23 protein-coding genes are annotated in these 23,371 nt (G+C 63.9%); 9 read left to right on the top strand and 14 right to left on the bottom strand.

From position 1 onward, the window contains the following. Positions 1 to 51: 51 nt before the first annotated feature. Complete coding sequence (locus AAIH46_RS19785) at positions 52 to 771, bottom strand: response regulator transcription factor (protein ID WP_430307789.1); 720 nt, start codon at positions 769 to 771, stop codon at positions 52 to 54. A gap of 324 nt (positions 772 to 1,095) precedes the next feature. Between AAIH46_RS19785 and AAIH46_RS19780 the strand changes: the two genes are divergently transcribed. From AAIH46_RS19780 to AAIH46_RS19770, 3 genes are all read left to right on the top strand, one after another. After that, positions 1,096 to 2,706, top strand: a complete 1,611-nt coding sequence (locus AAIH46_RS19780) for a phosphoenolpyruvate carboxykinase (RefSeq protein ID WP_430307788.1) — start codon at positions 1,096 to 1,098, stop codon at positions 2,704 to 2,706. Positions 2,707 to 2,799: 93 nt separating this feature from the next. After that, positions 2,800 to 3,234 carry an alternative ribosome rescue aminoacyl-tRNA hydrolase ArfB gene (arfB, locus tag AAIH46_RS19775; protein ID WP_430307787.1) on the top strand — a complete coding sequence of 145 codons (435 nt, stop codon included), beginning with the start codon at positions 2,800 to 2,802 and terminating at the stop codon, positions 3,232 to 3,234. 13 nt (positions 3,235 to 3,247) lie between these two features. Then, positions 3,248 to 3,859, top strand: coding sequence for an alpha-ketoglutarate-dependent dioxygenase AlkB (locus tag AAIH46_RS19770; protein WP_430307786.1), 612 nt, complete (start codon positions 3,248 to 3,250; stop codon positions 3,857 to 3,859). Positions 3,860 to 3,871: 12 nt separating this feature from the next. Here the strand turns inward: AAIH46_RS19770 and coaA are convergent, their stop codons facing one another. From coaA to hisB, 7 genes are read right to left on the bottom strand one after another with little or no spacing between them, the layout of a single operon-like run. Continuing rightward, on the bottom strand, positions 3,872 to 4,867 hold the full coding sequence (coaA, locus tag AAIH46_RS19765) for a type I pantothenate kinase (RefSeq protein WP_430307785.1): 996 nt from the start codon (positions 4,865 to 4,867) through the stop codon (positions 3,872 to 3,874). Beyond that, entirely contained in the window at positions 4,864 to 5,187 is a 324-nt protein-coding gene (locus AAIH46_RS19760; RefSeq protein ID WP_430307784.1) for a phosphoribosyl-ATP diphosphatase, read from the bottom strand. Before AAIH46_RS19760 ends, coaA begins: the two co-directional genes overlap by 4 nt. Positions 5,188 to 5,198: 11 nt before the next feature. After that, a complete protein-coding gene (gene hisF / locus AAIH46_RS19755) occupies positions 5,199 to 5,975 on the bottom strand; it encodes an imidazole glycerol phosphate synthase subunit HisF (RefSeq protein WP_430307783.1) in 777 nt (258 codons plus the stop codon). After that, positions 5,972 to 6,715 carry a 1-(5-phosphoribosyl)-5-[(5-phosphoribosylamino)methylideneamino]imidazole-4-carboxamide isomerase gene (gene hisA, locus AAIH46_RS19750; protein ID WP_430307782.1) on the bottom strand — a complete coding sequence of 248 codons (744 nt, stop codon included), beginning with the start codon at positions 6,713 to 6,715 and terminating at the stop codon, positions 5,972 to 5,974. Before hisA ends, hisF begins: the two co-directional genes overlap by 4 nt. 1 nt (position 6,716) lies before the next feature. Next, positions 6,717 to 7,367 (bottom strand): imidazole glycerol phosphate synthase subunit HisH, encoded by a 651-nt coding sequence (gene hisH, locus AAIH46_RS19745; protein WP_430307781.1) that lies wholly within the window; start codon positions 7,365 to 7,367, stop codon positions 6,717 to 6,719. Then, complete coding sequence (locus AAIH46_RS19740) at positions 7,367 to 7,852, bottom strand: DUF2628 domain-containing protein (protein WP_430307780.1); 486 nt, start codon at positions 7,850 to 7,852, stop codon at positions 7,367 to 7,369. The genes hisH and AAIH46_RS19740 overlap by 1 nt, the downstream gene beginning before the upstream one ends. 18 nt (positions 7,853 to 7,870) lie before the next feature. Beyond that, on the bottom strand, positions 7,871 to 8,467 hold the full coding sequence (hisB, locus tag AAIH46_RS19735; protein ID WP_430307779.1) for an imidazoleglycerol-phosphate dehydratase HisB: 597 nt from the start codon (positions 8,465 to 8,467) through the stop codon (positions 7,871 to 7,873). A gap of 202 nt (positions 8,468 to 8,669) precedes the next feature. On the opposite strand from hisB, the gene hslV reads away from it, so the two are divergent. The 5 genes from hslV to AAIH46_RS19710 all read left to right on the top strand — a co-directional run bounded on the left by hslV (position 8,670) and on the right by AAIH46_RS19710 (position 15,421). Further along, positions 8,670 to 9,194, top strand: a complete 525-nt coding sequence (gene hslV / locus AAIH46_RS19730; RefSeq protein ID WP_430307778.1) for an ATP-dependent protease subunit HslV — start codon at positions 8,670 to 8,672, stop codon at positions 9,192 to 9,194. Between the two features lie 70 nt (positions 9,195 to 9,264). Next, positions 9,265 to 10,572 carry an ATP-dependent protease ATPase subunit HslU gene (gene hslU / locus AAIH46_RS19725; RefSeq protein WP_430307777.1) on the top strand — a complete coding sequence of 436 codons (1,308 nt, stop codon included), beginning with the start codon at positions 9,265 to 9,267 and terminating at the stop codon, positions 10,570 to 10,572. 203 nt (positions 10,573 to 10,775) lie between these two features. Then, entirely contained in the window at positions 10,776 to 11,711 is a 936-nt protein-coding gene (locus AAIH46_RS19720) for a DUF1402 family protein (protein WP_430307776.1), read from the top strand. Between the two features lie 46 nt (positions 11,712 to 11,757). Continuing rightward, positions 11,758 to 13,155 (top strand): cytochrome P450, encoded by a 1,398-nt coding sequence (locus AAIH46_RS19715; RefSeq protein ID WP_430307775.1) that lies wholly within the window; start codon positions 11,758 to 11,760, stop codon positions 13,153 to 13,155. 94 nt (positions 13,156 to 13,249) lie between these two features. Next, a complete protein-coding gene (locus AAIH46_RS19710) occupies positions 13,250 to 15,421 on the top strand; it encodes a malate synthase G (RefSeq protein ID WP_430307774.1) in 2,172 nt (723 codons plus the stop codon). A gap of 15 nt (positions 15,422 to 15,436) precedes the next feature. Here AAIH46_RS19710 and AAIH46_RS19705 read toward each other — a convergent pair whose 3' ends face one another. Together AAIH46_RS19705 and AAIH46_RS19700 are read right to left on the bottom strand one after the other, a co-directional pair. Beyond that, positions 15,437 to 16,363 carry a dihydrodipicolinate synthase family protein gene (locus AAIH46_RS19705; RefSeq protein ID WP_430307773.1) on the bottom strand — a complete coding sequence of 309 codons (927 nt, stop codon included), beginning with the start codon at positions 16,361 to 16,363 and terminating at the stop codon, positions 15,437 to 15,439. An 81-nt stretch (positions 16,364 to 16,444) separates the two neighbouring features. After that, the gene (locus AAIH46_RS19700) at positions 16,445 to 17,110 is read right to left on the bottom strand and encodes a L,D-transpeptidase (RefSeq protein ID WP_430307772.1); all 666 of its coding nucleotides are present in this window, start codon (positions 17,108 to 17,110) and stop codon (positions 16,445 to 16,447) included. A gap of 177 nt (positions 17,111 to 17,287) precedes the next feature. Here AAIH46_RS19700 and AAIH46_RS19695 point away from each other — a divergent pair, with 177 nt between their 5' ends. Further along, a complete protein-coding gene (locus AAIH46_RS19695; RefSeq protein WP_430307771.1) occupies positions 17,288 to 17,770 on the top strand; it encodes an MmcB family DNA repair protein in 483 nt (160 codons plus the stop codon). Between the two features lie 28 nt (positions 17,771 to 17,798). Here AAIH46_RS19695 and AAIH46_RS19690 read toward each other — a convergent pair whose 3' ends face one another. The 4 genes from AAIH46_RS19690 to AAIH46_RS19675 form a co-directional block, all read right to left on the bottom strand. After that, on the bottom strand, positions 17,799 to 18,380 hold the full coding sequence (locus tag AAIH46_RS19690) for an ActR/PrrA/RegA family redox response regulator transcription factor (RefSeq protein WP_430307770.1): 582 nt from the start codon (positions 18,378 to 18,380) through the stop codon (positions 17,799 to 17,801). A 63-nt stretch (positions 18,381 to 18,443) separates the two neighbouring features. After that, positions 18,444 to 19,754, bottom strand: a complete 1,311-nt coding sequence (locus tag AAIH46_RS19685; protein ID WP_430307769.1) for an ActS/PrrB/RegB family redox-sensitive histidine kinase — start codon at positions 19,752 to 19,754, stop codon at positions 18,444 to 18,446. Beyond that, complete coding sequence (gene hrpB, locus AAIH46_RS19680) at positions 19,755 to 22,232, bottom strand: ATP-dependent helicase HrpB (RefSeq protein WP_430307768.1); 2,478 nt, start codon at positions 22,230 to 22,232, stop codon at positions 19,755 to 19,757. It lies immediately after the preceding gene. Then, positions 22,232 to 23,182, bottom strand: a complete 951-nt coding sequence (locus AAIH46_RS19675) for an ornithine cyclodeaminase family protein (RefSeq protein ID WP_430307767.1) — start codon at positions 23,180 to 23,182, stop codon at positions 22,232 to 22,234. Before AAIH46_RS19675 ends, hrpB begins: the two co-directional genes overlap by 1 nt. Positions 23,183 to 23,371: the final 189 nt, after the last annotated feature.

The following is a 23,371-nucleotide window of genomic DNA, read 5'->3' as shown; positions in this document are numbered from 1 at the left end:
ACGCGCCAATCCGGCGCGCGCAGGGTTGCGGCGAGCATTTGAGCTATAGCGTCACGCCGCTTCGCGGAAACGGTAGCCTACGCCGTAGAGCGTTTCGATCATATCGAAATCGCCGTCAACCATTTTGAACTTCTTACGCAGCCGCTTGATGTGGCTGTCGATGGTCCGGTCGTCGACATAGACCTGCTCGTCATAGGCGGCGTCCATCAATGCATCGCGGCTTTTCACCACGCCGGGGCGCTGGGCCAGCGAGTGGAGGATGAGGAACTCGGTCACGGTCAGCGTCACCGGCTCGCCCTTCCAGGTGCAGGTGTGGCGCTCCTGGTCCATCGCCAACTGCCCGCGTTCGAGCGTCCGCGCCTGCTGGTCGGCGGACGGCTTGACGCCGGGACCCGGAAGGACGTCGCTCTTGTTTGACCGCCGCAGGATCGCCTTGACCCGCTCCACCAGCAGTCGCTGGGAAAACGGCTTGGTGATGAAATCGTCAGCGCCCATCTTCAGCCCGAACAGTTCGTCGATCTCCTCGTCCTTCGACGTCAGGAAGATCACCGGGATGTCCGACTTCTGCCGGAGTCGTCTCAGCAACTCCATTCCATCCATGCGCGGCATCTTGATATCGAAGATCGCCATTTGCGGCGGCCGGGCCAAGAGACCATCCAGGGCAGAAGCACCATCCGTATAGGTTTCGACCCGATAGCCTTCCGCTTCCAGTGCGATAGACACCGAAGTGAGGATATTGCGATCGTCGTCAACCAACGCGATTGTCTGCATTCTATCTGTCTCCGCCATTCTGCACGCAGCTCCTGGATTGTGGCCCAGCCGGGCGGCTGCCCGGGTTTGCGTGTCTTGAGGATAAAGGTGGAACAAATTGTGGCAAAGATAAAGGGGGCGCCGTTCAACCCCGTTCACTTGCGCGAGCAGCGCCGCTTGTCGGGCACAAATCTACGGCTCTCAAACCGATTTAAACCCTGCGAAAATTCTTTAAATCGATTAAATATCTGATTTTATTGAGGTAATCCGGATTACCGCTTGTTCTTTCCGTGCGCAGTGGATAGCCTAAAGTTACCAACAACGTCGGCTGAAGGATAGCGCGATATGGAGCAGTACGGAAATTACAATCCGTCCAACGGCTTGGCAGCCATCGGCCTGGTTGATGCAGCACGGGCCGATTACAACCTGAGTGAGAGCGAACTCTATGAGTCGGCGCTGCGCAACGGGGAAGCGGAACTGACCATCGATGGCGCGTTGCGAGCCGTCACCGGCCAGCATACCGGGCGTTCGCCGAAGGACAAGTTCGTCGTTCGCGACGAGGTGACTGACCCCAAGGTCTGGTGGGACAACAACAAGCCGATGTCTCCGGAGCACTTCGATCTGCTGCGTCAGGACATGCTGGCGCATGCCGCCGGCAAGCAGCTTTATGTTCAGGACCTGATCGGCGGGGCCGATCGTGATTACGCGCTGCCGACCCGCGTCGTTACCGAACTTGCCTGGCATGCCCTGTTCATCCGCAACCTGCTGATCCGCCCGGACCGTTCGACGCTTGGCGAATTCCAGCAGAAGCTGACGATCATCAACCTGCCTAGCTTCCGCGCCGATCCGGCCCGGCACGGCTGCCGTTCCGAAACCGTCATCGCCTGCGACCTCGCCAATGGCCTGGTGCTGATCGGCGGCACATCCTATGCCGGCGAGAACAAGAAGTCGGTGTTCACCGTCCTCAACTACCTGCTGCCTGAAAAGGGCGTCATGCCCATGCACTGCTCGGCCAATGTTGGCTCGGAAGGCGATGCGGCGGTCTTCTTCGGCCTCTCCGGCACCGGCAAGACGACCCTATCGGCCGACCCGAACCGTACGCTGATCGGCGATGACGAGCATGGCTGGGGCGAAAACGGCATCTTCAATTTCGAAGGCGGCTGCTATGCCAAGGCCATTCGCCTGTCGGCTGAGGCCGAGCCGGAAATCTATGCCGCCACCCGCCGGTTCGGCACGGTCCTCGAGAATGTCGTTCTCGACGAAAACCGCGTGCCGGACTTCGATGACGCGTCGCTGACCGAAAATACCCGCAGCGCCTATCCGCTGCACTTCATCCCGAACGCCTCGGCGACGGGCCTTGCGCCGCATCCGAAGACGATCATCATGCTGACGGCCGACGCTTTCGGCGTCATGCCGCCGATCGCCCGGCTGACGCCCGAGCAGGCCATGTACCACTTCCTGTCCGGCTACACCGCCAAGGTGGCAGGCACGGAAAAGGGTGTGACGGAGCCGGAAGCGACGTTTTCGACCTGCTTCGGTGCGCCCTTCATGCCGCGTCACCCGACGGAATACGGCAACCTGCTGCGCGACCTGATCGCCCGCCACGGCGTTGATTGCTGGTTGGTCAACACCGGCTGGACGGGCGGCGCCTACGGCACCGGTCGACGCATGCCGATCAAGGCGACCCGCGCGCTTCTGACGGCCGCTCTGACCGGCGAACTCAACAAGGCGGAATTCCGCACCGACGCAAACTTCGGCTTCGCCGTTCCGGTCGCGGTGCCGGAAGTCGACACCAGCATCCTCGACCCGCGCTCGACCTGGAGCGATGCCGCAGCCTATGACGCGCAGGCCGCCAAGCTGGTCGGCATGTTCATCAGCAACTTCACCAAGTTCGAAAGCCATGTCGACAGCAAGGTGCTTGACGCGGCACCGGGCCTGCTCGCTGCTGCCGAGTAAGGATTCACGTGGAACACCGACAACCGCCGGTCCTCTGGGCCGGCGGTTTTCTTTTGTCCCTGTTTGTGGAATAGAGGGCGCCGGAGACAGACAATGGCCAGCGATCCTCTCGTTATCAACAGTCGAATAACCATTGCGGGCTGGGAACTGACCGAGCAATTCGTGCTGGCGGGTGGGCCCGGTGGGCAGAACGTCAACAAGGTTTCCACCGCCGTCCAGCTGTTCTTCGATTTGATGAATTCTCCCTCGGTGCCGGATCGCGTCAAGCAGAACGCGGCCGGTCTGGCCGGTCGGCGCCTCACCAAGGACGGCGTGCTGATCATCGAGGCGAACCGTTTTCGCAGCCAGGACCGCAACCGTGAGGATGCCCGCGACCGGCTGAAGGAACTGTTGCTGGAGGCGGCAAAGCCGCCACCACCGCCGCGCAAGAAGACGAAGCCGACCAAAGGCTCGATCGAGCGCCGGCTGAAGGAAAAGTCGGGCCGGTCGGAAGTCAAGAAGATGCGCGGCCGCCCCGCCGGCGACTGATCGGAGGCAGACGATGGCGACACTCCTCGGCGGCATCCGCCATATCCCGGACCAGCTGGACCGCCCGGCCCAGGAACAGCTTGTCGAGCAGATCCGTGCCGTCGTCGCGGAGGCGCCGCTCTACGTGCCGGAGCTGCCCGGAACGGGCAAGCCGATGTCGGTGCGGATGACCAATTGCGGCTCGCTTGGCTGGGTAACCGACAGGCAGCATGGCTATCGCTATCAGCCTCACCACCCTGTAACCGGCAAGCCTTGGCCGCCGATACCGCCCGAACTCCTCGATCTCTGGGAGCGGTTCGCGGCCTATCCGAAGCCGCCGGAAGCCTGTCTCGTCAACTTCTACGCGGATGACGCGCGCATGAGCCTGCATCAGGACCGCGATGAACTGGACCTTGATGCTCCGGTCCTCTCCATTTCGCTCGGCAACACCTGCCTGTTCCGCGTCGGCGGCCTGAAGCGCAACGATCCGACCGGATCCTTTAGGCTGTCGAGCGGCGACATCGTCGTCATCGGCGGGGAGGGACGCCTGGCGTTTCACGGCGTCGACCGGATCTATCCGGCCACATCGACGCTGCTGAAGAATGGTGGCCGCATCAATCTGACGCTGAGGCGGGTCAATCCCTGAACCGGATGGGCGTCAGAGTTTGCGCAGCGCCACCGTCTCGATGAAGTGGTTGCTGCCCTTGCGCAGGATGAGGTCGGCGCGCGGCCGCGTCGGCAGGATATTCTGGCGCAGGTTCTTCAGGTTGATGTTCTGCCAGAGCCCCTCGGCGATCGCCAGCGCCGCCGGCTCGTCGATCGAAGCGTAGCGGTTGAAGAACGAGCTCGGATCACGAAACGCGGTCTGCCTGAGGCGCATGAAGCGTTCCACGTACCAGTTGTGGATCTGCGCCTCGTCGGCGTCGATGTAGATCGAGAAGTCGAAGAAATCGGAGACCATCGGCACGATTGTCCCGTCGATAGGCAGCGTCCGCGACTGCAGCACGTTGATGCCTTCAAAGATCAGGATATCCGGCCGGTCGATGATCGAGAACTCGTCGGGCAACACGTCGTAGGTCAGGTGAGAATAGCGCGGCGCCTTGACGTTCGGCTTGCCGGCCTTGATCGCCGAGAGGAAGCGCAGCAGCGACCCGATGTCGTAGCTTTCCGGAAAACCCTTGCGCTCCATGAGATTTTCCCGCCGCAGATAGGCGTTGGGAAACAGGAAGCCGTCGGTGGTCACCAGATCGACTTTCGGGCTTGAAGGCCAGCGAGCCAGCAATTCCTTTAGGATACGCGCGGTGGTCGATTTCCCCACCGCAACCGAGCCGGCAATGCCGATGACAAACGGCGTCTTCACCTCGCCCGACAGGCTGAGGAACCTGTTGCGCTGCTGGAACAGCAGCTGCGATGCCTCGACATGCGCCGACAGCAGTCGCGAGAGGGAAAGGTAGATCCGCCGCACCTCATCGAGATCGATCGGATCGTCGAGCGACCGCAGCCGCGACACCTCGTCGGCCGTGAGCGTCATCGGCGTGTCGGCGCGAAACTTCGACCACTCCTCGGAGGTGAAGAGGAAGAATGGCGAATAGTTGCTGACCGGGGAGGGCGCGGGAGGAATGTCGGGTTCGACGCTCTGGCTGGCGATTGTCATGAGCTTTGTCGGCCTGCCTTTTCCGCAAGCCCCGATTGGGCCGTCCGGCGTTGAAGTTCGTCCAGCACATTCTGCAGCGGAACGCCGGCGATCTTCAATACGACCAACAGGTGATAAAGGAGATCGGCGCTTTCTGCCGTCAGTTCGTCGCGATCGGCGCGGATGGCGGCAATCACCGTTTCAACGGCCTCTTCGCCCAGTTTCTTTGCCGCCTTCTCCTGGCCGGCATGAACGAGCTTTGCGGTCCATGATTCCGAGGGCGCGGCAAGCGCACGGTCGGCAATGATCGTCTCGAGGTCCGTCAGGGTGAATGCGCTCATCGATCGGTCCTTCAGTCGAGCCGCATGGCAATGCCGTGCTCGGCCATATAGCGCTTGGCTTCGCCAATCGAATAGGTGCCGAAGTGGAAAATGGAGGCAGCCAGGACCGCTGTCGCGTGGCCTTCGCTGACGCCTGCCACCAGGTCGTCGAGCGTTCCAACGCCGCCCGAGGCGATGACCGGCACGCGAACCGCGTCGGCAATCGTTCGCGTCAGTGAGAGATCGTAGCCGCTCTTCGTGCCGTCACGATCCATGGAGGTGACGAGCAGTTCGCCCGCGCCGCGCTCGACCATGTGCACCGCGAAATCCACCGCATCGATGCCGGTAGGCTGGCGACCGCCATGGGTGAAGATCTCCCAGCGCGGCGTCTCGTTCTCACCCGAGACGCGCTTGGCGTCGATCGAGACGACGATGCACTGGTTGCCGAACTTGTCGGCCGCCTCGGCCACGAAATCCGGGTTGTTCACGGCGGCGGAATTGATCGACACCTTGTCGGCGCCGGCCAGCAGAAGCTTGCGGATGTCGGCGGTTGCCCGCACGCCGCCGCCGACGGTGAGTGGCATGAAGCAATGTTCGGCCGTCTGTGCCACCACCTCGAAGATCGTGTCGCGATTGTCCGACGAGGCGGTGATGTCGAGGAAGCAGAGTTCGTCGGCACCGGCCGCATCATAGGCCTTGGCCGCCTCGACCGGATCGCCGGCATCGATCAGGTCGACGAAGTTGACGCCCTTGACGACGCGGCCGTCCTTGACGTCGAGACAGGGGATGACGCGCGCCTTGAGGGTCATGCGTTCGCTCCCTTGGCGGATCGGATCAGTGCCAATGCCTCGGCCGGATCGATGCGGCCGTCATAGAGTGCGCGGCCGGAGATCGCCCCTTCCAGGCGCGCGGCATCCGGTTCAAGCATCCGCCCGATGTCGTCCATCGAGGCAAGTCCACCCGAGGCGATGACAGGAATGGAAACGCTGTCGGCGAGCTCCAGCGTCGACGTCCAGTTGATGCCAGCCAGGATGCCGTCGCGGTCGATGTCTGTGTAGATGATGGCGGCCACGCCGGCGCCTTCGAATTTCCTTGCCAGTTCGATGATGCCAAGCTCGGAGGCTTCCGCCCAGCCCTCGACTGCCACCTTGCCACCCTTGGCGTCGATGCCGACGGCGATCTGACCGGGAAACTTCCTGCAGGCTTCCATGACAAGAGCCGGGTCGCGCACCGCAACGGTGCCGAGGATGACGCGGGCAAGGCCGCGCGACAGCCATGCATCGATATGCTCGAGCGTCCGGATGCCGCCGCCGAGCTGCACCGGGTTCCTGGTCGCCTTTAGGATCGCATCGATCGCAAAGCCGTTGCGGCTTTCGCCGGCGAAGGCGCCGTCGAGATCCACCACATGCAGCCACTCGAAACCCTGGTCCTCGAAGGCTTTGGCCTGCGCCGCGGGATCGGGATTGTAGACCGTGGCCTGGTCCATATCGCCGAGCTTCAGACGAACGCACTGACCGTCTTTGAGATCGATCGCGGGAAAGAGGATCATGTCAGGGCTTCCAGCGCAGGAAGTTGGAGATGAGGGCGAGGCCGAGCGTCTGGCTCTTTTCCGGGTGGAACTGTGCGCCGGCGGTGTTGCCACGCGCCACGAAAGCCGTCATCGGCCCGCCGTAATCGGTCGTCGCCAGCACGTCGTCGGCCTGTTCTGCGGCAAGATGATACGAATGTACGAAATAGGCGTGCAGCCCATCTGGACCGGTCGGGATGCCGTCGAATAGCGGGTGGGCGTGGTTCAGCGTCAGTGTATTCCAGCCGATCTGCGGGATCTTCAGGGTCGGATCGGACGGCGTCATCTCCTTCACGTCGCCGGGGATCCAGCCAAAGCCTTCGGTGATTTCCTTCTCCAGCCCGCGCGATGCCATCAACTGCATGCCGACGCAGATGCCGAAGAACGGCCGACCCTTGTTCTCGACGACGTCCAGCAGCGCATCCTCCATGCCGGCGACCGCGGCAAGCCCGCGGCGGCAGTCGGCGTAGGCACCGACACCTGGCAGCACGACGCGATCGGCGGCAGCCACCACGTCGGGGCTGTCCGTCAGGTCGATCTGCGCATCCAGCCCCGCCTCGCGCGCGGCCCGCTCGAAGGCTTTTGTGGCCGAGCGAAGATTGCCTGATCCGTAGTCGATGATTGCAACGCGCATCAGCGCCCTCCAGCGATGTCGAACAACCCGAGCGCCGGGCCGCCGCGAGCAGGCGCGCCCGCGGGTGCGGAAAATCTCGACCAATCCGTCGTCGGCACGGTCGCGGGAGCAACGTCGCCGGCGGCACTCGAGAAATAAAAGGCTTCGGCCGTCGCCAGATCCGGTGCGGTGACGACGTCTGACAGCATCCAGCCGCGGCGGATCAGCGTCGAGATGTAGATGTGACGGCCCTCAAGGCCAATCAAGAGGCCGATCGCCAGTTGCGCCAGGGTGCCAGCCCAGAACAGGCCCGACAGATTGGTCAGCCAGCCGGCGCCGACCTGGGCAATGAGGGTCGCGACGCCGATCAACCAGCAGCGATGGAAGAGCAGCCACAGACCCGGGAAGACGAACGCCAGCCATGCGAAACGATCGGCGACGAAACGGGTCGTCCGGTGATCGCGATCCGGTCCGCCCGGCGGCGTCAGAATGAGATAGCTGATCAAAAGGTCTCCTGACTGGCGTCAGACCAATGTGCCTTTGGTGGAAGGAACACGTCCCGCCTGGCGCGGATCGATCTCCGTTGCCGTGCGCAGGACCCGCGCCACGGCCTTGAAGCAGGTCTCGGCGATATGATGATTGTTGGCGCCGTAATGGTTCTGCACATGCAGCGTGATGCCGGCGTTCTGGGCCAGCGCCTGGAAGAATTCCCGCACCAGTTCGGTGTCGAACGTGCCGACCTTGGGCGCGCTGAACACGACGTTCCAGACCAGGAAAGGCCGGCCGGAAAGATCGACGGCAGCCTTCGTCATGGTTTCGTCCATGGCAAGATCGAGCGACGCGTAGCGGGTGATGCCGCGTCGCTCTCCGAGCGCCTTGGCGATCGCCTGGCCGACGGCGATACCGGTATCCTCGACCGAATGGTGATCATCGATGTGCAGGTCGCCCTGGCAGTCGATCTCCATGTCGATCAGCGAATGCCGGGACAGTTGCTCGAGCATGTGGTCGAAGAAGCCGATGCCGGTCGAGATCTTCGAGGTTCCGGTCCCGTCGAGATCGACGGTGACGGAGATCGACGTCTCGTTCGTCTTGCGCGAGATGGAGGCGCGGCGTTCGGTCATCTTACCCACCGGGTTTACGGGTTCTTCCTGTCAATCAGCGCTGCTTATCAGCCACGTTACGATGGTGCAAACGATTCCGGCCGCGGCGAGGTTCGGTTTTCGTGGCCGTTTGCAATCGGGAAAGCACCACTTACATGAGGCGCAACAGCCGGAATGGGCCGGCGTCTAGAGGGTCCGTCCTGCGGGCCACAGGATGTGAAGCATGACGACAATCATTACCGTACGGAAAGGCGGCAAGGTCATCATGGCCGGAGACGGCCAGGTAAGCCTGGGTCAGACCGTGATGAAGGGCAATGCGCGCAAGGTGCGCCGCATCGGCAAGGGCGAGGTGATCGCGGGCTTCGCCGGTGCGACAGCGGATGCCTTCACGCTGCTCGACCGCCTTGAAAAGAAACTCGAACAGTATCCGGGCCAGCTGATGCGCGCTGCCGTCGAGCTCGCCAAGGACTGGCGGACCGACAAGTACCTGCGCAATCTGGAGGCCATGATGTTGGTCGCCGACAAGAGCATTACCCTTGCGGTCACCGGCAACGGGGATGTTCTTGAGCCCGAGCATGGCACGATCGCCATCGGCTCCGGCGGAAACTATGCCTATGCGGCCGCCCGTGCTCTGATGGATACCGACAAGTCGGCCGAAGAGATCGCCCGCCAGGCCCTCGATATCGCAGCTGAGATCTGCGTCTACACGAACCACAATCTCGTCGTCGAGACGCTGGATTCAGAGTAACCTCACGAACGGAATAGGGCCCTGTGGCCGGGCTTTCAGCCGGCCGGGCAGGGACGCCTGAAAGGAAGTCATGACAACGTTTTCCCCCCGCGAGATCGTGTCCGAGCTGGACCGGCACATCATCGGCCAGAATGACGCGAAACGCGCCGTGGCGATCGCCCTGCGCAACCGCTGGCGCCGCCAGCAGCTCGACGACAGCCTGCGCGACGAGGTGATGCCGAAGAACATCCTGATGATCGGCCCGACCGGCGTCGGCAAGACGGAAATCTCCCGCCGTCTGGCCAAGCTTGCCGGTGCGCCATTCATCAAGGTCGAGGCGACCAAGTTCACCGAAGTCGGCTATGTCGGCCGCGACGTGGAACAGATCATCCGCGATCTGGTCGAGATCGGCATCGGCCTGGTGCGCGACAAGAAGCGCGCAGAGGTACAAGCGAAGGCGCACCAGAGCGCCGAGGAACGCGTGCTGGATGCGCTTGTCGGTTCGACCGCATCGCCGGCCACGCGCGAAACATTCCGCAAGAAGCTGCGCAACGGCGAGATGGACGACAAGGAGATCGACATCGAGGTTGCCGACAGCGGCTCCGGCATGCCCGGCTTCGAGATCCCCGGAATGCCGGGCGCCAACATCGGCGTCTTGAACCTGTCGGAGATGTTCGGCAAGGCCATGGGCGGTCGAACCAAGAAGGTGAAGACGACCGTCTCCAAGTCCTACGGCGAACTGATCCGCGACGAGAGCGACAAGCTGATCGACAACGAGGTCATCCAGCGCGAAGCCGTGCGTTCCGTCGAGAACGACGGCATCGTCTTCCTCGACGAGATCGACAAGATCGCCGCGCGAGACGGCGGGATGGGGGCAGGCGTTTCCCGAGAAGGCGTGCAGCGCGACCTGCTGCCGCTTGTCGAAGGCACGACGGTCTCGACCAAGTACGGTCCGGTGAAGACGGATCATATCCTGTTCATCGCATCCGGCGCGTTCCATGTGTCGAAGCCGTCGGATCTGCTGCCCGAACTGCAGGGCCGCTTGCCGATCCGCGTCGAGCTGAAGCCGCTGTCGAAGGAGGACTTCCGCAGGATCCTCACAGAGACCGAGGCCAGCCTCATCCGCCAGTACAAGGCGCTGATGGAAACCGAGCAACTGACGCTCGACTTCACCGAGGATGCGATCGATGCGCTGGCCGATGTCGCGGTGCACCTGAACTCGTCGGTCGAGAATATCGGCGCGCGGCGGCTGCAGACGGTGATGGAGCGGGTGCTCGACGAGATCTCGTTCCATGCGCCGGACCGGCCGGGGTCAGCGGTCACCATCGATTCGGAATACGTGCGCAAGCATGTGGGGGATATCGCTGCAGACACCGATCTGTCGCGCTATATCCTCTGAGTTGCGGTCCGATCGTGGCGGCAGAGCAACTGCCGCCACCCACGGAGCAGCGTGTGACGGGAAAGTGAAAGGCGCGGACTCGACTCCGCGCCATCTCTCTCAGTAATGGAGCCCAACAACGTGCGCGCGATACCGTGCGGTGATTCGCCGGCGCATCGCGTAGGCCTGAACGGGCTCAACTAATCTTTCCTGGGATGCGGGATTTGCGACGGTTCATTCTGGCAGTGCTGATGATTGTTGCCTGGAGCGCGCCGGCGGCGCTCGCCGGTGGCCTGTCCGTCGTCCCGCCGGGCAACCGCAATGCCGAGCAGCCAAAGGTACCGGGCGCTTCGGTTCGCCGTACGAAGGCTGGCCGCACCACCTTCGACGACAAATACGAGAAAATCCGCGATCTCCTGGCCAGCGACAAGACGCTGATCGGCAAGATCAAGCAGACGGCACGCCAGTACGATATCGACCCCATCCACATGATCGGGGCCATCGTCGGCGAACACACCTACAATGTCGATGCCTACGACCGACTGCAGTCCTATTACGTCAAGGCCGCGGCCTATGCCGGGGACAACTTCCGCTTCGGCTACAAGAACGAGAACATCGGCGACTTCGTCGCACGTCCGGAGTTCTCGAAGTGCTCGGGCTTCAACGACAGCTACCGACTGTGGACGTGCCGCGAAGGGGTGTGGGACCGCGTCTTCCGCGGCAATACGGTGGGTGGCGTTGGCTATCCGGACAACCGGTTCAGTGCCGTGTTCTTCCAGCCTTTCTTCGCCGGCCAGACGTTTGGTCTCGGTCAGATCAATCCGCTGACGGCTCTCATGCAATCGGACATGGTGGCGCGCCGATCCGGCTACCCCAAGCTTGATCCCTCCGATGCGTCGGACGTCTATAAGGCGATCATGGATCCCGACAAGTCGCTGGCCTATATAGCGGCCGTGATCCGCCGGTCGATCGACGACTATGCGGAGATCGCCGGAATGGATATCTCGCGCAACCCCGGCATCACCGCCACGCTTTACAACATCGGCAATTCGGCGCAGCGGGCGTCGACGCTGGCCTCGAGCGGTCGCTCCTGGCCGGAAGAGAATTATTACGGCTGGCTGATCAACGATAAGTTGAACGAATTGAAATCGCTGCTCTGAAGACCGATATGCGGTGCTTGTGATCCGTTCCCAAGGAGAACAGGCCATGGACATGCGACCTGAACCGTTCGAGCCGCCGGCACCCATTCCGCGGACGCACATCCCGAGCCGTCTCGAGATCATCCGAACGGTTCTGCGCAATCCGTTGGAGCTTTGGGGCGAGCCTTCCTACACGCTGCCGTGGATCGAGACGAAGTTCTTCTCCGAACGCACGATCATCATCAATCACCCCGGTCTCATCCGCCATGTCCTGGTCGACAACGCGTCAAACTACAAGATGGCGGAGGTTCGCCAGCTGATCCTGCGGCCGATCCTGCGGGATGGACTGCTGACCGCCGAAGGGCCGGTGTGGAAGCGCTCGCGCAAGGCGATGGCGCCGGTCTTCACGCCGCGGCACGCCAAGGGTTTCGCCGGCAAGATGCTGGAGAAGGCGACCGAATACACCGAGAAATATGCAGACATCGGCCCGCATGGGCGGGTGGAGGACATCTCCGTCGACATGACCGAGATCGCCTTCGCCATCCTGTCGGAAACCCTGTTCTCCGGCGACGTGGTCACCACGAGCGACAACTTTTCCGACGATGTGGATGCACTGCTGCACCGGATGGGCAGGGTCGACCCGATGGACATGCTGCGGGCGCCGTCCTGGGTGCCGCGCTTGCGACGGATCGGCGGTTCCAAGGTGATGAGCCAGTTCCGCGGCGTCGTGCGCCAGACCATCGAGAAACGCCGGGCGAGGATGAAGGACGATCGGGCCGGCACGCCGGAAGATTTCCTCACCCTGCTGCTGGAGCTCGAAGGGCCGGACGGGCTCACCCTCGATGAAATTGAGGACAACATCCTCACCTTCATCGGTGCCGGCCACGAGACGACGGCGAGGGCGCTCGCCTGGACGCTCTACTGCGTTGCGAATTCCCCGCACATCAGAGACGCGATGGAGCGCGAGATCGATGCAGTGCTGGGCTCCGGTGCCGAACCGGTCGATTGGCTTGAGCGGATGCCGTTCGTTCGAGCGGCTTTCGAGGAGGGCATGCGGCTCTACCCGCCGGCGCCATCCATCAACCGCGAAGCGATCGGCGACGACAGCTGGACGAGCCCCGAGGGAAAGACGGTACGGATTGCTGCCGGGACAACCGCCCTGGTGATGCCGTGGACGCTGCATCGGCACCAGCTGTACTGGGAGAAACCGAGGGCCTTCATGCCGGAGCGATTTTTGCCTGAAAACCGCGGCAAGATCGATCGCTTCCAGTACCTGCCATTCGGCGCCGGACCGCGCATCTGTATCGGCGCCACCTTTGCTATGCAGGAAGCGGTGATTGCGCTTGGGGTTCTGATGTCCCGCTACCGCTTCGATGCTCTGCCTGGCAGCAAGCCTTGGCCGGTGCAGCGGCTGACGACCCAGCCGCGAGACGGTCTGCCGATGCGCGTGACGCCGCGCCATTGAAACGGCCGGCTCTCTCCCTTCATCATCGATGCTGCATTGACTAAGGCCTCGCAGCGCGCAAAAACCGCTGTCTGACAAGACAGGGAGAAACCGGATGAGCCGCATCGAACGAAATGGCTTGGCGATCGACGAGGCGCTGCACAGCTTTCTGGTGGACGAGGCGCTGCCCGGCAGCGGCATAGAGCCGGATCATTTTTTTGCGCAGTTTTCCTCCCTCCTTCACGATCTGGCGCCCAAGAACCGCGCGCTCCTCGCCGTCCGCGACCAGATGCAGGGACAGCTGGACGACTGGTATCGGAAGAACGGCGCCCCAAGCGACATGGCTGAATACGAGGCCTTCCTGCGCGGGATCGGCTATCTGCTTCCCGAAGGGCCGGATTTCCAGGTAGCAACGGAAAACGTCGATCCGGAGATTTCCGAGCTGGCCGGACCGCAGCTGGTGGTGCCGGTGATGAACGCCCGCTATGCGCTGAATGCGGCAAACGCGCGCTGGGGCTCGCTCTACGATGCACTCTACGGAACCGACGCCATCGCCGAGAGCGACGGAGCGGAAAAGGGCAGCGGCTACAATCCCGTCCGTGGGGCCAGGGTCATCGCCTGGGTGCGCGGCTTTCTCGACGAATCGGCGCCTCTGGCCGAGGCGGGCTGGCAGGCGGTGACGAAGCTTGCCGTCGTGGATGGCGCACTTGTCGTGTTCATCGGCGAAAAGCCGACGGCGCTTGCCGACCCGGCACAGTTTGCCGGCTACCGCGGCGAGGCCGACGCGCCGACCCATGTTCTGCTTCGCCGCAACGGCCTGCACGTCGAGATCCGCATCGATGGCTCGACCGCGATCGGCAGCAGCGACCCGGCGGATATCTCGGACGTTTGGCTTGAATCGGCGATCACTACGATCATGGACTGCGAGGATTCTGTCGCGGCAGTGGATGCCGAGGACAAGGTCGTGGTTTACCGCAACTGGCTCGGCCTGATGCGCGGCGACCTTCAGGAGGAGGTTGCCAAGGGCGGCAAGACCTTCACCCGTACCCTCAATCCGGACATGGCCTATACGGCGCCGGACGGTTCGCCGCTTGAAGTGCACGCCCGCTCGCTGATGCTGGTGCGCAACGTCGGGCATCTGATGACCAATCCGGCCATCCTCGATCGCGACGGCCGCGAGGCGCCGGAAGGCATCATGGACGCCATGATCACGGCGCTGATCGCGCTGCGCGATATCGGCCCGGACGGGCGCCGCCAGAATTCGCGTCTCGGGTCCATGTACGTGGTGAAGCCGAAGATGCACGGCCCCGAGGAGGTCGCCTTCGCCTGCGAGATCTTCTCCCGCGTCGAGGAAGCGCTTGGCCTGCCTGCCAATGCCATCAAGATGGGCATTATGGACGAGGAACGACGCACCACCATCAATCTCAAGGAGTGCATCCGGGCTGCTCGCGAGCGCGTCGTCTTCATCAACACGGGCTTCCTCGATCGAACCGGCGACGAGATCCACACGTCGATGGAAGCCGGTCCGATGATCCGCAAGGGCGACATGAAGCAGGCGCCCTGGATTTCTGCCTACGAGAACTGGAACGTCGATATCGGTCTTGCCTGCGGCCTCAGCGGCCATGCCCAGATCGGCAAGGGCATGTGGGCTATGCCGGATCTGATGGCGGCCATGCTGGAGCAGAAGATCGCCCATCCGAAAGCCGGCGCCAACACCGCCTGGGTGCCGTCGCCGACCGCTGCCACGCTGCATGCCACGCATTATCACAAGGTCAACGTTGCCGAGGTTCAGGACAGCCTGAAGAGCCGCGGCCGGGCAAAGCTGTCGGACATCCTGTCGGTGCCCGTTGCATCGCGGCCGAACTGGACGGCCGACGAGGTGCAGCGCGAGCTCGACAACAATGCCCAGGGCATTCTCGGCTATGTCGTCCGCTGGATCGACCAGGGGGTCGGCTGCTCGAAGGTACCGGACATCAACAATATCGGCTTGATGGAGGATCGGGCGACGCTGCGGATTTCCGCCCAGCACATGGCCAACTGGCTCCACCATGGCCTCGTCACCGAAGCTCAGGTGGTGGATACCATGAAGCGGATGGCGGCGATCGTCGACGGCCAGAACGCCGCCGACCCGCTTTATCAACCGATGGCCGGGCGCTTCGACCAGTCGGTCGCGTTCCAGGCCGCACTCGATCTGGTGTTGAAGGGGCGCGAACAGCCGAATGGCTATACCGAGCCGGTCCTGCATCGTCGGCGGATCGAGGCAAAGGCGAAAACCGCCGCTGCTTGAGCGGCGGTCGTCGCGTCAGAAGGCCGCGCGCTTGTCCTTCAGCGCCAGCCGCGCCAGCAGGTAGTCTACCTCGGCGCGGGCCGTTGCCGTCAAGGCACTCGCCGGCTTTCGCTGCGCGTCGCAGGCAATCACGCCGCGGCGCATCAAGACGTGCTTGCGCACCGCAAGCCCGACGCCCAACTGCTGCTCGTAGCGGATCAGCGGCAGATGCGCGTCGAAGAGGTCGTGCGCCTCGTCGCGCCGCCCGGCCGCATGCAGCCCCACCAGTTCGACCAGCATGTCGGGAAAACCGTAGCCGGTCATCGCGCCGTCGGCGCCGCGTTCCGGCTCGAAGTCGAGGAACATGCCGCCATTGCCGCAAAGGATCGAAACCGGGCGCAGCTCACCCTTTGCCTGCATGGCACGCAGCTTGGAAATCTTTTCAAGCCCCGGCCAATCTTCGTGCTTCAGCATCAGGCAGGACGGGTGGTCGTTGATGATTTGGGCGATCACGCGGGCCGACATCACCACCGAGAGCGTCAGCGGATAGTCCTGCAGCACGAACGGGACATCGGTGCCCACCGCTTCGACGGCCTGGGCAAAATAGCCGATGATCTGTTCGTCGGTGCGCAGCGCCGGCGTTGGCGCGATCATCACGCCGGCAGCGCCCATGTCCATGGCATCGCGTGCCAGCGAGCGCATCGCAGCAAAGCCGGGCGCGGAGACGCCGACGATGACCGGTACGGTCGCCCGCTCGACGACCTGGCGGATGATCGCCCGCGATTCGGAGGGCTCGAGCTTGGGGGCCTCGCCCATGATGCCGAGGATGGTGATGCCGGTGCAGCCACTCTCCTGGTAGAAGTCGGTCAGCCTGTCGATCGAGGGGTGATCGAGGCTGCCGTTCTCCTGGAACGGCGTCGTGGCAATGGCGTAGACGCCCTTGCTGTCGGTTGCGAATGTCATGTCTGCCTCCTGCTGTCTTCGTCGAGCGCATACGAAAACGGCGCGTCAAGCGCGCCGTTTCGATTGCTCAAGTGACCGATCCTATTGGATGACGACGACCTTTGTCGACCGGCCCGGGCGCACCCGGCTGTAGAGGTCGATGACGTCCTGGTTCATCAGGCGGATGCAGCCTGAGGATGCCGCGGTTCCGATCGAAGCCCATTCCGGCGTACCGTGCAGGCGGAAGAGCGTGTCCTGGCCCTTCTCGTTGAACAGATACATGGCGCGGGCGCCGAGCGGATTGCTGACACCGGGGCCCATGCCTTCCTCGACGTAGCGCGCGACGTCCGGACGGCGTGCTGCCATTTCCTTCGGCGGGTGCCAGGTCGGCCATTCCTGCTTCCAGGCCACATAGGCTTCGCCGGCCCAGGCAAAGCCCTGCTTGCCGACGCCGATGCCGTAGCGCACTGCCTTGCCGTTCGGCAGGATGTAATAGAGGAAGCGCTCGCGCGTGTTGACGATGACCGTGCCCGGCCGTTCCTTGGTGTCGAAGTCGACGATCTGACGGTGGAACTTCTTGTCCACGCGGTTGATCGGGATCGCCGGCAGGGCATAGCCGGAGTCGGTGACGGCACCGTAGGAATCGCTGAAGATGGCGTTCGTCTCGGTCCGGACGAAGGCGATCTTCGGCTCAGGCGTCGTGGAGCAGCCGGCCAGGGCGAACATCGCCATCAGGCCGGACGCGATCATGCTGTTGCGGATGCGCATGGATTTCTCTTGGGACAGGGGTGAAAGCAGGGATGGGTCGACCCATCTCTCTTGAAAGGGTTATTTTCGATTAGGTGACCCTTGGCAAGGCATGCCGTGCCGCCAAGCCTTCGCGCCCGCACAATTGAAAACGCCATTGCCTTTTTGCAACATTCCCGAGCTTGAAGAAGACTTTCCATGACCCTGCTCAACATGAACGCGAACAACCCGTTGATCGACGGACGCCAATCGGCGAGGGCGATGATGGTGCGTCGCGGCGTCCAGATCCTGTTCAACGACCTGCGCCACGCATTGCTGCCGGAGCTGACGCTCGCCAATGGCCGGCGGGCCGATCTCGTCAGCGTCACGGCGAAGGGCGAGATCTGGATCGTCGAGATCAAGACATCGATCGAGGATTTCCGGGTAGACCGCAAATGGACGGATTACCGGACCTATTGCGACCGGCTGTTTTTCGCTACCCACAAGGACGTGCCGCTGGAGATCTTTCCGCAGGACTGCGGGCTGCTTCTGGCTGATGGTTATGGCGCGCATGTCGTGCGCGAGGCGCCGGAGCATCGGCTCACGCCGGCCGCCCGCAAGGCCATGACGCTGTCATTCGCCCGCGTCGCGGCACAGCGGCTGCTGGCCGCCGAATGGGCGACCGGCAAGACGTTCGAATAGGCTAACGGCTGCGAGGCCGGTCGTCTTCCTATTTCGGCGCGCGCTTGGCGAGTATCCGCTGCAGCGTCCGGCGGTGCATGTTGAGGCGGCGGGCGGTTTCCGAGACATTGCGTTCGCACATCTCGTAGACGCGCTGGATATGCTCCCATCGGACCCGATCCGCCGACATCGGGTTCTCCGGCACATCCGCCTTCTCGCCTGGCCTCTGCGTCAGCGCCGCGTAGACGTCGTCGGCATCCGCCGGCTTCGACAGGTAGTCGACGGCGCCCAGTTTTACCGCGGTGACGGCGGTGGCGATGTTGCCGTAGCCGGTCAGCACGATGACCCGGGTGTCTTCGCGTCCCTTGCGGATCGCCTCGATGACGTCGAGGCCGTTGCCGTCGCCCAGCCGCAGGTCGACCACGGCATATTTCGGGGGACGGGCCTTCGACTTGGCGATGCCTTCCGCCACCGATTCGGCGATCTCGACGGCAAAGCCCCGGCTTTCCATGGCCCGGGCCAGTCGCCGGAGGAACGGCAGGTCGTCATCGACGATCAGCAGCGACGGATCAGGACCGACAAGCGCCTGGTCTTCGCCGGATGCGTTCGGCTCGATCTTCTCTGTCACCATCAACTCTCTCCACCAATGCCGTTCGCGTGATCGTGGCACGACCCGCTCCGGGCGGATCTGCCGCTAGTCCCTCAGTTCCATCAGGGCACGCGGCCAGACGACCCGCACCCGGGCTCCGGCCTGCCCGTTGTCGAAACTCAGGCTGGCGCCGGATCGCTCCAGAAGCGTCTTGGCGATAAATAGCCCAAGCCCCAGCCCGCCGGCATTCTCGTTCTCACGGCTCCTCGTCGATATATAGGGTTCTCCGATATGGGATAAAACATCCGGTGCAAAGCCGTCGCCGTCGTCCTCGACGGTGATCGCCACCCGGTCGGCATCGTGTTCGACAGTCAGCCGGACCTGCGTCCGGGCGAAATCGACCGCGTTCTCGACGAGGTTTCCGAGGCCGTAGAGGATTGCCGCATTGCGGCTTCCGACCGGCTCAGCAGCCTTTTCGCCCTTTTCCACTAGGAGAATGTCGATGCCGAACTGCCGGTGCGGCGCGGTCACTTCTTCGATCATCGAGGACAGCGGCAGGCGGCGCATATGCGCTTCGTTGTCCGCCGACAGCGACGTCAGCCGCCTCAATATGTCGCGGCACCGTTCGCTTTGGCTGCGCAACAAAGCGACGTCTTCCCGGAACCGCTCGTCACCGCCGAGCTCACGCTCCATCTCCTTGGCGACGACACTGATCGTCGCAAGCGGCGTGCCCAGTTCATGCGCTGCCGCTGCCGCCAGTCCATCCAGCTGTGACAGATGTTTCTCGCGCTCGAGCACCAGTTCGGTCGCCGCCAGCGCATCGGCAAGCAGCGTCGCCTCCATCGAGACGCGATAGGCATAGAAGGCGGCAAACATCATCATCGAGACGATGGCGCACCAGATGCCGAGCTGCATGATCGGGTAGATGATCGGGATCTGGTCCGCATGCCAGGGAACCGGATAGGAGGAGAGGGTGAGGCTCGTCGTGCAGGCGATCGAGAAGGCCAGCAGGCACAGCGAGTGGCGAAGCGGCAGCGAGGCGAAGGAAATGATCACCGGCACGCAAAGCAGCGGCGCAAACGGATTGGCAAGCCCGCCGGTGATGAACAGCAGGCCGCTCATCTGCAACAGGTCGAAGGCGAGCAGGCTGAGCGCCGCCGCCGGCTGCAACCGGTGGGTCGGCGGAAACTTCAGCGACAGGCCGAGATTGACGAGCGCCAGGGCGAGGATCAGGAATCCCGTCTCGGCCAGCGGCAACTCGAAACGCAGCACCAGCGCGACGACCAGGACGGTGATCGTCTGGCCGGCAACCGCCAGCCAGCGCAGTCGCACCAGGGTCTGCAGGCGCATGCTGCGGCTGAACCGGCCGAACTGCGCATGCCGGATCGGAGCGGTCTCGGCGGTCGTGTCCTTCATCTAGGTACCTCGCGGCTTTGCCCGATGCGTGGGCAGCGCATTGGCCGGATCCTCCGGCCACGGATGTTTGGGGTAGCGGCCGCGCATGTCGGCTCGCACGTCTTTCCACGATCCAGCCCAGAAACCGGGCAGGTCACGCGTCGTCTGGATCGGTCGGTGCGCCGGCGAGGTCAGCTCCAGCAGCAGCGGCAGCCGTCCGCCGGCGACGGCCGGATGCGTCTTCAACCCGAACAGTTCCTGCACCCGGATCTGGATGGTCGGTTCCTCGCCATCGTAGAGGATAGGGTGGCGTTGGCCGGTCGGCGCTTCGAAATGCGTCGGCGCCAGCCGATGGATGTCCTGCCGCAGCTGATGTGGAACGAGCGACGCGAGTCCGTCGCTGAGACTGCCGGCGTCGATCATGTCGAAGCTGGTGCGGCCGGACTGGAAGGGAATGAACCAGACGTCGAGCTGATCGATCAGAGCCGCGTCGGACATGTCCGGCCACGGTTCGCCGATCGTCCGCTGCAGAAAGCCGATGCGCTCGCGCAGCTGCCTTGCCTCGCGTGAAAAGGGCAGGGCGGAAACGCCGAGCTGGCGTACGCCGTCCGCCAGTCCCTCGGCTGCCGCTGCACCCGCCGGGCGCGGGAGCGGCGTCTCCTCGAGGATCAGCGCACCGAGGCGCACGACGCGGCGCGCGCGCACCTGCCGGCTCTGGCGGTCGAAATAGCTCTCCGCTCCATCGGTCATTGCATGCGCAAGTTCGGCCTCCACGGTTGCCCGGTCGGTCTCGGCGGCGGCGAGGATGCGCGCCTGCGCCGCGCGACCGGTCAGATCGGCGATCACCAGCATGCGCGCACCCGAAAGCCGTTCGGTCTCGTGCAATTCGGCGCCCCGTCCGTTGGCCATCACGAAACGCCCGCGAGCACCCCGTTGAAGCGCAACGCGATCTGGATAGGCGTGCAGCAACATGTCGGCGCAACTGAGCCGTCCAGAACCGGAAGCGCCCTTCGGCAGCGATTGCGCCAGTCGCGCCGCCAGTTTGCGTGCCTTCTCCGCCCGCTCTCCGCGCGCCTGGCGAAAGCTGCGCAGCCGCTGGTCGAGGTCGATATCCGTACCCCCGAGCCCCTGTTCGGTCATCATTACCGCCAGTTCGCAGGCGGTACGCGCTTCGCCGCGAAGCGCGCCGGCAAGCGCCATCGCGGCAAGCCGCGGCGGAAGCGCCAGATCGCGCATCACCCGTCCGTTGCCGGTCAGCCGGTCGTCATCGCCGAGCGCCCCCATCATTCGCAGCAGCACACGGGCTTCGGTCAGTGCCGGTCCGGGCGGCGGATCGAGAAATGCAAGGTCGGCAGGATCGTGCACCCCCCAGTGGGCGAGGTCGAGCGCCAGGCTGGAAAGATCGGTGGCGAGGATCTGCGGCGGGGTGAACGGCGCAAGCGCGGCTGTCTGTCCGGCATGCCACAGGCGGATAGCGATTCCCGGCTCGGTTCGCCCGGCGCGTCCGGCCCGCTGGTCGGCCGAGGCCCGCGACACGCGCACCGTCTCCAGCCGCGTGATTCCGGTTGACGGCTCGAATACCGGCAGCCGCTGCAGTCCGCTATCGATGACGATCCGAACGCCGTCGATGGTGATCGACGTTTCGGCGATCGAGGTCGCCAGCACCACCTTGCGGGTACCTTTCGGCGCCGGCCGGATCGCCAGATCCTGGTCGGCCTGCGACAGTGTTCCGTAAAGAGGCGCGATGGCTGTGTCCGGCGGCAGCCGCCCCTGCAGGCGCTCGACGGTGCGCAGGATCTCCGCCTGCCCGGGCAGGAAGGCGAGGATCGATCCGTCCTCCGCCGCATGCGCCTTGAGAATCGCAGCCGTCACGGCATCCTCGATCCGATCGCCGGCGGTGCGCTCGCTGTAGCGGATATCGATTGGATGGCTGCGTCCGGCGCTCTCGATTACCGGCGCATCCCCCAGAAGCACGGCCACCCGCTCGACGTCCAGGGTTGCCGACATCACCACCAGGCGCAGGTCTTCGCGCAGTGCGCCCTGGGCATCGAGGGCCAGTGCGAGCCCGAAGTCGGCATCGAGCGAGCGCTCGTGAAACTCGTCGAACAGCACCGCGGAGATACCGCCAAGCTCGGGATCCTCGAGGATCATCCGGGCAAAAACCCCCTCGGTCACCACCTCGATGCGCGTCGCCTTGGAAATCCTGTTGTCGAGCCGCATCCGGTAACCGACCGTCTCGCCGACCGCCTCATTCACCAGCGACGCCATCCGCGCCGCCGCTGCCCGGGCAGCCAGCCGCCGCGGCTCAAGGAGAATGATCCGCCCGCTGCACCAGGCTTGCCGAAGAAGATAGAGCGGTACCAGGGTCGTCTTGCCGGCGCCGGGCGGCGCCGAAAGCACCGCGCGGTTGCCGCTGACAAGCGCTGCGCCGAGCGCCGGCAGCACCGCCCGGATGGGCAGGTCGGGAAGCTCCTGCAAGCTTTGAGATGCGGCGCTCATCAGGTTGCGTGGCCGTTGACGGTCTCGAAGGCGAGAATGGCGCCGGCAAGATCCTCCAGCGCCGCTCCCACCGACTTGAACAACGTGATCTCCTGCGGGCTCGAGCGGCCGGGATGGCGGCCGGTCACCAGATCGGCAAGGTCGGCGAGGATATCGTCCGGCTTCAGAACGCCTGAGGCGAGCGGCTGAACGATGTCGCCACCTTCCGTGCGAGCCCCCGCATGCGTGTCGACGAAGACGCTGGCGCGGCGCACGGCCTCGTCGTCACTCTCGCGCATGCTCGGCTTGAAGGCGCCAACCAGATCGACATGGGCGCCGGGCTTCAGCCATTCGCCCTTGATCAGCGGTTCGCTGGACAGCGTCGCGCAGGAGATGAGGTCGGCGGTCTCGGCGGCCGCCTTCAGATCCGTCACTTGTGTCGCGTTGAAGCCTGCCGCCTGCGCTTCGGCGGCGATTGCCTTTGCCTTATCGGGATCGCGGCCCCAGATGAAGAACCGCTCGAGCGGGCGGGTCACCGCATGTGCTTCGATCAGATTGAGCGACAGCCGACCTGTGCCGACCATCAGCATCGTGTGCGCATCGGCGCGCGCAAGCTTGTCGGCGGCAAGCGCCGATGTGCCGGCGGTTCGCCGCGCGGTCAGTTCGCCGCCGTCGATCAGTGCCAGCATTTCGCCGGTCTTTGCAGAGGACAGGAGATACTGGCCGAAGATTGTCGGCAACTGGCGCTGGTGATTGTCCGGAAAGAGGTTGAGAAGTTTCACTCCGCTATAGGCGCCCGGGACCCAGGCCGGCATCAGCAGCAAGGTGGCGGCCGCCTCGCCGGGCACCTCCATCGTATGGTGATGACGCACGGGCGTCACGCAGGAGCCGCGGAACATCGCGTCCAGCGCGAGAATGAGGGCAGGGAAGGCAAGCGCTTCTCGGGTTTCTTCGGCGGACAGCAGCAGCATCGGGAACTCCTGGACAACAGAGGCCGGACCATAGCGGCTGGAGCCGCGGGGAAGAAAGCCCAGCGAGAAAAATGACAGTTTTTTAAAATCGACTGTTGACCTCACGATCGGCTGGATCTATAACCCCGATCACTGACGAGGGCGGCGGCGCTGCAAGCGACGAAGTCTTTCGTTCTGGAGAAAACCTGA

This window comes from Rhizobium sp. 0TCS1.26 (genome assembly GCF_050455525.1).
Classification (GTDB): domain Bacteria; phylum Pseudomonadota; class Alphaproteobacteria; order Rhizobiales; family Rhizobiaceae; genus Neorhizobium.
Note: the sequence above shows the minus strand (reverse complement) of the source record. Positions and strands in the feature narration are given on the sequence as shown.

Bases quoted from the DNA above. Each gene is read 5' to 3' on its own strand.
- AAIH46_RS19785 (WP_430307789.1), bottom strand. From the start codon at position 771: ATGCAGACAATCGCGTTGGTTGACGACGATCGCAATATCCTCACTTCG.
- AAIH46_RS19780 (WP_430307788.1), top strand. From the start codon at position 1,096: ATGGAGCAGTACGGAAATTACAATCCGTCCAACGGCTTGGCAGCCATC.
- arfB (WP_430307787.1), top strand. From the start codon at position 2,800: ATGGCCAGCGATCCTCTCGTTATCAACAGTCGAATAACCATTGCGGGC.
- AAIH46_RS19770 (WP_430307786.1), top strand. From the start codon at position 3,248: ATGGCGACACTCCTCGGCGGCATCCGCCATATCCCGGACCAGCTGGAC.
- coaA (WP_430307785.1), bottom strand. From the start codon at position 4,867: ATGACAATCGCCAGCCAGAGCGTCGAACCCGACATTCCTCCCGCGCCC.
- AAIH46_RS19760 (WP_430307784.1), bottom strand. From the start codon at position 5,187: ATGAGCGCATTCACCCTGACGGACCTCGAGACGATCATTGCCGACCGT.
- hisF (WP_430307783.1), bottom strand. From the start codon at position 5,975: ATGACCCTCAAGGCGCGCGTCATCCCCTGTCTCGACGTCAAGGACGGC.
- hisA (WP_430307782.1), bottom strand. From the start codon at position 6,715: ATGATCCTCTTTCCCGCGATCGATCTCAAAGACGGTCAGTGCGTTCGT.
- hisH (WP_430307781.1), bottom strand. From the start codon at position 7,367: ATGCGCGTTGCAATCATCGACTACGGATCAGGCAATCTTCGCTCGGCC.
- hisB (WP_430307779.1), bottom strand. From the start codon at position 8,467: ATGACCGAACGCCGCGCCTCCATCTCGCGCAAGACGAACGAGACGTCG.
- hslV (WP_430307778.1), top strand. From the start codon at position 8,670: ATGACGACAATCATTACCGTACGGAAAGGCGGCAAGGTCATCATGGCC.
- hslU (WP_430307777.1), top strand. From the start codon at position 9,265: ATGACAACGTTTTCCCCCCGCGAGATCGTGTCCGAGCTGGACCGGCAC.
- AAIH46_RS19715 (WP_430307775.1), top strand. From the start codon at position 11,758: ATGGACATGCGACCTGAACCGTTCGAGCCGCCGGCACCCATTCCGCGG.
- AAIH46_RS19710 (WP_430307774.1), top strand. From the start codon at position 13,250: ATGAGCCGCATCGAACGAAATGGCTTGGCGATCGACGAGGCGCTGCAC.
- AAIH46_RS19705 (WP_430307773.1), bottom strand. From the start codon at position 16,363: ATGACATTCGCAACCGACAGCAAGGGCGTCTACGCCATTGCCACGACG.
- AAIH46_RS19700 (WP_430307772.1), bottom strand. From the start codon at position 17,110: ATGCGCATCCGCAACAGCATGATCGCGTCCGGCCTGATGGCGATGTTC.
- AAIH46_RS19695 (WP_430307771.1), top strand. From the start codon at position 17,288: ATGACCCTGCTCAACATGAACGCGAACAACCCGTTGATCGACGGACGC.
- AAIH46_RS19690 (WP_430307770.1), bottom strand. From the start codon at position 18,380: ATGGTGACAGAGAAGATCGAGCCGAACGCATCCGGCGAAGACCAGGCG.
- AAIH46_RS19685 (WP_430307769.1), bottom strand. From the start codon at position 19,754: ATGAAGGACACGACCGCCGAGACCGCTCCGATCCGGCATGCGCAGTTC.
- hrpB (WP_430307768.1), bottom strand. From the start codon at position 22,232: ATGAGCGCCGCATCTCAAAGCTTGCAGGAGCTTCCCGACCTGCCCATC.
- AAIH46_RS19675 (WP_430307767.1), bottom strand. From the start codon at position 23,182: ATGCTGCTGCTGTCCGCCGAAGAAACCCGAGAAGCGCTTGCCTTCCCT.